7 protein-coding genes are annotated in these 6303 nt (G+C 75.0%); 5 read left to right on the top strand and 2 right to left on the bottom strand.

Going from position 1 to position 6303, the window contains the following annotated elements; translation table 11 throughout:
* The first annotated feature begins 147 nt into the window (after nucleotides 1-147).
* Both AB0K34_RS34695 and AB0K34_RS34700 read left to right on the top strand, forming a co-directional pair.
* Nucleotides 148-807, top strand: a complete 660-nt coding sequence (locus tag AB0K34_RS34695) for an O-methyltransferase (RefSeq protein WP_138639698.1) — start codon at nucleotides 148-150, stop codon at nucleotides 805-807.
* Nucleotides 808-934: 127 nt separating this feature from the next.
* The gene (locus AB0K34_RS34700; protein WP_240808305.1) at nucleotides 935-1561 is read left to right on the top strand and encodes a hypothetical protein; all 627 of its coding nucleotides are present in this window, start codon (nucleotides 935-937) and stop codon (nucleotides 1559-1561) included.
* A gap of 15 nt (nucleotides 1562-1576) precedes the next feature.
* On the opposite strand, the gene AB0K34_RS34705 is transcribed toward AB0K34_RS34700, so the two are convergent.
* Both AB0K34_RS34705 and AB0K34_RS34710 read right to left on the bottom strand, forming a co-directional pair.
* Nucleotides 1577-3037, bottom strand: coding sequence for a leucyl aminopeptidase family protein (locus tag AB0K34_RS34705; RefSeq protein ID WP_364553133.1), 1461 nt, complete (start codon nucleotides 3035-3037; stop codon nucleotides 1577-1579).
* Nucleotides 3038-3138: 101 nt separating this feature from the next.
* The gene (locus tag AB0K34_RS34710; protein WP_083946426.1) at nucleotides 3139-3306 is read right to left on the bottom strand and encodes a DUF3117 domain-containing protein; all 168 of its coding nucleotides are present in this window, start codon (nucleotides 3304-3306) and stop codon (nucleotides 3139-3141) included.
* Between the two features lie 178 nt (nucleotides 3307-3484).
* On the opposite strand from AB0K34_RS34710, the gene AB0K34_RS34715 reads away from it, so the two are divergent.
* From AB0K34_RS34715 to AB0K34_RS34725, 3 genes are all read left to right on the top strand, one after another.
* Complete coding sequence (locus AB0K34_RS34715) at nucleotides 3485-4270, top strand: enoyl-CoA hydratase-related protein (RefSeq protein WP_364553134.1); 786 nt, start codon at nucleotides 3485-3487, stop codon at nucleotides 4268-4270.
* A gap of 78 nt (nucleotides 4271-4348) precedes the next feature.
* Nucleotides 4349-5113, top strand: a complete 765-nt coding sequence (locus tag AB0K34_RS34720; RefSeq protein ID WP_138639694.1) for an ABC transporter ATP-binding protein — start codon at nucleotides 4349-4351, stop codon at nucleotides 5111-5113.
* A 5-nt stretch (nucleotides 5114-5118) separates the two neighbouring features.
* A partial coding sequence (locus AB0K34_RS34725; protein WP_364553136.1) for an FtsX-like permease family protein occupies nucleotides 5119-6303 on the top strand: 1185 nt, incomplete at its 3' end.

Consider the following 6303-nt stretch of genomic DNA (forward strand, 5'->3'; position numbering starts at 1 on the left):
ACGGCACGGTCTCGCCTGGGCTGGGGCGGTTGCTGAACCAACTGCTGAGTGCTCGTGACTTACTGCGTGCTTCTGCTTTCACTCGTTACAACGCGCGGAAACTCCAGTCGGTTCCCTGTCAACGATATGGTCTTTCCAGCATGAGGCATGCGGGGGTCCCGCGAGGAGGCAGCCATCGACGCCATTCAGGCCACCCGGGCCTACGTGGAGGATTTCCTCCCCGAAGACGAACCGCTCCGTGCCGCCCGGCGGCGCGGGGCGGAGGTCGGCGCGGCGCCGATCGGCCCGGCCGGCGGCGCGGCGCTGCGCTTCCTCGCGACCCTGCTCGGCGCCCGGACGGTCGTCGAGGTCGGCTCCGGCTGCGGCGTCTCCGGCGTGTGGCTGATGCGCGGGATGCCCAAGGACGCGGTGCTGACGAGCGTGGACATCGAGCCCGAGAACCAGCGGCTCGCGAAGATCGCCTACCGCGAGGCGGGGCTGTCCGGCTTCCGCACCCGGATGATCACGGGCCCGGCGCTGGAGGTGCTGCCCCGGCTCACCGACGGCGCCTACGACATGGTGTTCTGCGACGCCGACAAGCGGGAGTACCCCGAGTACCTGACGGACGCGCTGCGCCTGCTCCGCCCCGGCGGCGTGGTCGCGTTCGACAACGCGCTGTGGCACGACCGGGTCGCCGACTCCGCCGTCCGCGACCCCGACACCGAGGCGATCCGCGAGGTGCACCGGATGATCCGCGAGGACGAGCGCCTCGTCCCCCTGCTGGTCCCGGTCGGCGACGGCCTCCTCTGCGCGGTGAAGCGCGGCTGACCGCCGCCCGGAGCGGAGCGGAGCTCCAGCGGAGCGAAGACAGCGGTCGGCCCCCCATCGGGGGTCTGAGGGGCGCCCCCGGACAATGACACGGCAGGCTGGTCCTCCCCCCTGAAAGGACACACCGATGGCCGCAGACGATCAGGCCGTGGAGACCGCCGAGACGCGCGAGCTGTTCTCGGTGCGCGATCGGGTGACGTGGCGCGGGGTCTGGCAGCTGGTGGCGTTCGGGATCCTGTTCGCGGCGTCCGTGGCGTTCGTCACGGGCGGCGCGGTGCGCGGGACGAGCGTGGCCAGCGTCACCTTCATGGTGCTCGGCGCGACGGGGATCGCCCTGTTCGGGGCGGGCCTGCTCGTGTCGGCGGGCGCGATGCTGGCGCGCCGTCCCGTGCTGGAGCTGGACGGCGACGCGGTGCGGCGCCCGGCGCGCTGGCCGCTGCCGCGCTCGGCCGGGCGGTCGCTGCCGTGGGACGAGGTCGCCGCGATCGCGGCGCTGCGCCGCGGCGTGCCCGGCACCCGGCGGGGCGAGCAGGACTACGTGGTGTTCCTGCCGACCGCGGAGCTGGTCGAACTGGCGCGCACGTCGGAGCGGCCGGGCCTGGTGGCGCTGACGATGCGGGACGTCCCGGCGACGGCGGCGGCCGCGCCGTGGTGCTTCCCGGTGGAGGCGGGCTGGGACGCGACGCTCCCCGAGATCGTCAAGGAGGCCCGGCGGCGGCGCCGCGTCCCGGTGGTGGACCGCCGGACGAAGTGACCGGCGGCCCGCCGCTCAGGCGGTCAGCCAGTCGAGCAGCAGCCGGACGCCGTAACCGGTCGCACCGCGGGTGATCTCGGCGTCGTCGGCGGTGGCGCGGCCCGGGCCGGCGATGTCGAGGTGCGCCCAGGGGCGCTCGCCCGCGAACTCGCGCAGGAACAGCGCGGCCGTGGTGGCGCCGGCGCCGTGGCCGCCGCGCCCGATGTTGGCGACGTCGGCGAGGTCGGAGTCGATCGCGGCGCGGTAGTCGGCCGTCAGCGGCAGCCGCCACAGCGGCTCGCCCGCCGCCGTCCCGGCCCGGGTGAGCGCGGCGGCGAGGTCGTCGTCGGTGGCGAACAGCGCCGCGTGCCGCAGCCCGAGCGCGACCTTCGCGGCGCCGGTCAGGGTCGCGACGTCCACGACGGCGTCGGGGGCGAGCTCGGCGTCGGCGTAGGCGAGCGCGTCGGCGAGGACGAGCCGGCCCTCGGCGTCGGCGTTCAGCATCTCGGAGGTCGTGCCGCCGAAATGGGTGATCACGTCGCCGGGCCGCATCGACGACCCGGACGGCATGTTCTCCGCCGCCGCGACCAGGCCGGTGACGCGGGCGCGGACGCCGAGGCCGCGCAGCGCGCTCATGACGGCGATGACCGCGGCGCCGCCGGCCATGTCGGTCTTCATCGTCTTCATGCCCTCGTTCGGCTTCAGCGACAGGCCGCCGCTGTCGAACGTGATGCCCTTGCCGACGAGCACGATGTGCCGGTCGGCGGGCCCGTCGGGCACGTAGGAGAGCTCGATCAGCCGGGGCGGGCGGGCGGACCCGGAGCCGACGGCGAGCAGCCCGCCGAAGCCGCCCTCGGCCAGCTCCTTCTCGCCGCGGACCCGGACGGTGAGGCCCGCCTCGGCGGCGGCCTGCTCGGCCCGCGCCGCGAGCCAGGACGGGTCCTTCTCGGAGGCCGGGGTGTTGGCGAGGTCGCGGGCCAGCGCGGTCGCCCGCGCCCGCGCGGTGCCGCGCTCGATCGCCGGGGCGTCGGCCGCCGGCCCGGCCTCGGTCAGCACGGCGAGGGTGCCGAGCGCCTTCTTGGCGGGCGGAGCGCCGATCTTGAACTCGTAGGACGCGAGCAGCGCGCCCTCGACGAACGCGGCGAGGTCGCCGGCCGGCACGCCGGCGACGAGCGCGGTGCGGCCCTTGCCGCGGCGGGCCAGCGCGGCGCCGGCCCTGCGCAGGTCGGCCGGGGCCGCGTCGCCCACCCCGTACAGCAGCAGCTCCCGGACCTGGTCCCCGATGCGGACCTGGGTCGCGGTGATCTCGCCCGGCTCGCCCTTGGCCCGGTGCAGCGCGAGCAGCTCGTCCAGCGTGAAGGGCAGCGACCCGGCGACCTCCGCCGCGGGCGCGACCGGGCCCTTCAGGACCGGTACCGCCACCACCTCGGCGCCGAGGTCGGCCGCCGTCCGCGACACGGTGCCGCCGGCGCCCTGGACGCGGGTCTCGATGGGCATGGTGCTGGTCCCCCCTGATCTGGACGTTCGCGTGCGGAAATGGCAAGGGCCCCGGCGGCGTCGCCGGGACCGTCACCAGAAAGGCCGGGAGCGGTGTGCCGTCAGCCCACGACGCCCTTGAGCGCCTCGCCGAGCTCCTTGGCCTCGTCGGCGGAGAGCTCGACCACGAGGCGGCCCCCGCCTTCGAGGGGGACCCGCATGACGATTCCGCGTCCCTCCTTGGTCACTTCGAGCGGACCGTCTCCCGTCCGCGGCTTCATCGCCGCCATGCGTGCTTCCCCTTCCTGCGTCAGGGCCGCGGCCTCGCACACCGTTGGCCGCGTGGCCGCGTGTCGCATCCGCGTCATCAGTAGTGGTCCATTATCTCGTCTTCCGGGCGCGAAGTGGTAACGATCAGCCTCCAGATCGGAAGATGGGAAGATCTGCGGGAGAACCGGGAGGACGCCGATGTCTGAGACCGTGCTGTACGACGTGACCGACGGTGTGGGGACGATCACACTCAACCGCCCCGACGGGATGAACTCGCTGACGGCCGAGATGAAGGAGCTGCTGCGCGCGACGGTGGTGCGCGCCGCCGCCGACCAGGCGGCCCGCGCGGTGGTGCTCACCGGCGCGGGACGGGCCTTCTGCGCGGGGCAGGACCTGCGGGAGCACGCCGACAACCTCGCCGCCGGGCGGGGGCTGGACGGCACCGTCCGCCAGCACTACAACCCGATCGTGCTGGCGCTGGCCGGGATGCGCAAGCCCGTGGTGGCGGCGGTGAACGGGGTCGCGGCGGGCGCGGGCGCGTCGCTGGCGTTCGCCTGCGACCTGGTCGTCGCGTCCGACAAGGCCCGCTTCGCGACCGCGTTCACCGGGATCGGGCTGGCGCCCGACAGCGGCATGTCGTGGACGCTGCAGCGCCTCGTCGGCCGCGCGAAGGCGGCCGAGCTGCTGCTGCTCGGCGAGCCGGTGAAGGCGGAGCAGGCGCTGGAGCTGGGCCTGGTGAACCGGGTCGTCCCGGCGGACGAGCTGGCCCCGGCGGCGGTGGAGCTGGCCCGGCGGCTCGCGGCCGGGCCGACGGTCGCCTACGGGGCGGTGAAGGCGGCCCTCGACCACGCGGCGACCCACGATCTGGCGTCCGCGCTGGAGCGGGAGGCGGAGCTGCAGGACGAGTGCGCCGAGACCGCCGACCACCGCAACGCGACCGAGGCGTTCCTGAAGAAGCAGCAGCCGGAGTTCGAAGGCCGCTGAAGGTAGGGCTTTCCCCCGCATCGAGTGGGGAGGCTCCGCCAATGTGCCCGAGGGGGTGCCGGCGGTTGTCTTGAGGGCATGACCCAGACATCCGCCGCACCCCCTGCCGGGCAGCTCCACGACCACGTCGCCGTGGCCCGCGACCTCGTCAAGTCCTACGGGACGGGCGAGCACGCGGTGACCGCGCTGCGCGGCGTCTCGGCGGCGTTCCCGCGCGGCCGGTTCACCGCGATCATGGGGCCGTCCGGCTCCGGCAAGTCGACGTTCCTGCACTGCCTGGCCGGGCTCGACACGGTCACCTCCGGCGCGGTGCTGATCGGCGACGTGGACATCACGAAGCTGTCGCGGACCCGGCTGACGAAGCTGCGCCGCGACCGGCTCGGGTTCGTGTTCCAGTCGTTCAACCTGCTGCCGATGCTGACGGCGGAGGAGAACATCCGGCTGACCGGGCGGCTCGGGAACCGGCGCGCCGACCGGGAGTGGTTCGACACGATCGTGGACGCGCTGGGGCTGCGCGGGCGCCTCGCACACCGGCCGAGCGAGCTGTCGGGCGGGCAGCAGCAGCGGGTCGCGGTGGCGCGGGCGCTGCTGACCCGGCCGGAGGTGCTGTTCGCCGACGAGCCGACCGGCAACCTCGACTCCCGGTCGGGCGCCGAGGTGCTGGGGTTCCTGCGCCGCGCGGTGGACGCCTACGGCCAGACGGTGATCATGGTGACGCACGACCCGGGGGCCGCCGCGCACGCCGACCGGGTGCTGTTCCTGGCCGACGGGATGATCGTGCGCGAGCTGCACTCCCCCACCATCGACCAGGTGCACGACGTGATGCGCCGGATGGAGGGCTGAGCGCCATGTGGCTGATCGCGCGCCGCTCCTTCGCCGAGGGCTGGATGCGGATGGCCGCCACGCTGCTGGCGGCGGCGTTCTCGATCGGGCTGATCGCGGGGTCGCTGCAGTTCACGCTGCGGGCGCAGGAGGCGGTGTCGGGCCGCGACGCCAGCGAGTACGCCCGCTCCGACGTGCTCGTCCTCGGCGGGTCGGTGGACACCGACGACCCGTACGCGAGGCCGGACGGCCAGGTCGCGCTGAGCGCGGTCTCGGGACGTCCGGGCGTGGCGGCGGCCGCCGGGGACGCGATGGTCCCGGTGACCGCGCACGGGTCCGGCGGCAAGGCGATCCTGCCGCCCGCCGGGGCCGGGATGACGCTGCGGCCGTGGACGTCCGACGAGCGCCTCAACCCGTACCACCTGGAGTCGGGCCGGGCGCCCGCCGCGGACGGCGAGATCGCCGTGACCCGGCACGTGGCGCGGGCCGGGAAGCTCGATGTGGGCGACCCGGTCCGGGTGCTGCTGCCGAAGCAGAGCCGCACCCTGAAGCTCGTCGGGATCGTCACCGTGCAGGACCACAGCTCCGTCGCCAGCGGCGACCTGCTGTTGGCGCCGCCCGCGACCGTCCAGGCGGCGGCGGGCCTCCCCGCCGGGACCTGGCAGGGCGTGTGGGTGAAGGCCGCGCCGGGCGTCGCGCCGGCGAAGCTCCGCAGGGAGCTGGCCCGCGCCCTCGGTCAGGACGTCACCGTCCGCACCGCCGCGGCCGTGCGGAACGCCCAGTCGGCCGACCTGCAGTCGGCGGGCGCGTCGATCGGCGGCGCCATCGGCATGGTCTCGTCCGTCGCCGTGTTCGTCGGGCTGTTCGTCGTGGCGAACACCTTCGGCACGCTGGTGCGGCAGCGGACGCGGCGGCTGGCGCTGCTCAGCGCGATCGGCGCGACGCCCCGCCAGATCAAGCGGCTGATCCGGTGGGAGGCCCTGGCGCTCGGCCTGGTCGGGTCGGCGGGCGGCGTGGTGCTCGGCTACCCGGTGTCGGCGCTGCTCACCCGGCTGTTCGCCGACGACGGCTTCGACATCTCCGCCGCGGACGTGCAGTTCGGCTGGGTCGCGCTCGCCGTGCCGGCCGTGGCCGGGATCGTCGTCACCCAGCTCGCGGCGTGGCGGGCCGCGCCGGGCGCGGCCCCCCGCGCCCCCCAGCCCGCGGGGCGC

This window comes from Actinomadura sp. NPDC049382 (assembly GCF_040677125.1).
Lineage (GTDB): Bacteria > Actinomycetota > Actinomycetes > Streptosporangiales > Streptosporangiaceae > Spirillospora > Spirillospora geliboluensis.

Excerpts from the sequence above, each read along its gene's own strand:
- AB0K34_RS34695 (WP_138639698.1), top strand. The coding sequence starts at position 148 with ATGCGGGGGTCCCGCGAGGAGGCAGCCATCGACGCCATTCAGGCCACC.
- AB0K34_RS34700 (WP_240808305.1), top strand. The coding sequence starts at position 935 with ATGGCCGCAGACGATCAGGCCGTGGAGACCGCCGAGACGCGCGAGCTG.
- AB0K34_RS34705 (WP_364553133.1), bottom strand. The coding sequence starts at position 3,037 with ATGCCCATCGAGACCCGCGTCCAGGGCGCCGGCGGCACCGTGTCGCGG.
- AB0K34_RS34710 (WP_083946426.1), bottom strand. The coding sequence starts at position 3,306 with ATGGCGGCGATGAAGCCGCGGACGGGAGACGGTCCGCTCGAAGTGACC.
- AB0K34_RS34715 (WP_364553134.1), top strand. The coding sequence starts at position 3,485 with ATGTCTGAGACCGTGCTGTACGACGTGACCGACGGTGTGGGGACGATC.
- AB0K34_RS34720 (WP_138639694.1), top strand. The coding sequence starts at position 4,349 with ATGACCCAGACATCCGCCGCACCCCCTGCCGGGCAGCTCCACGACCAC.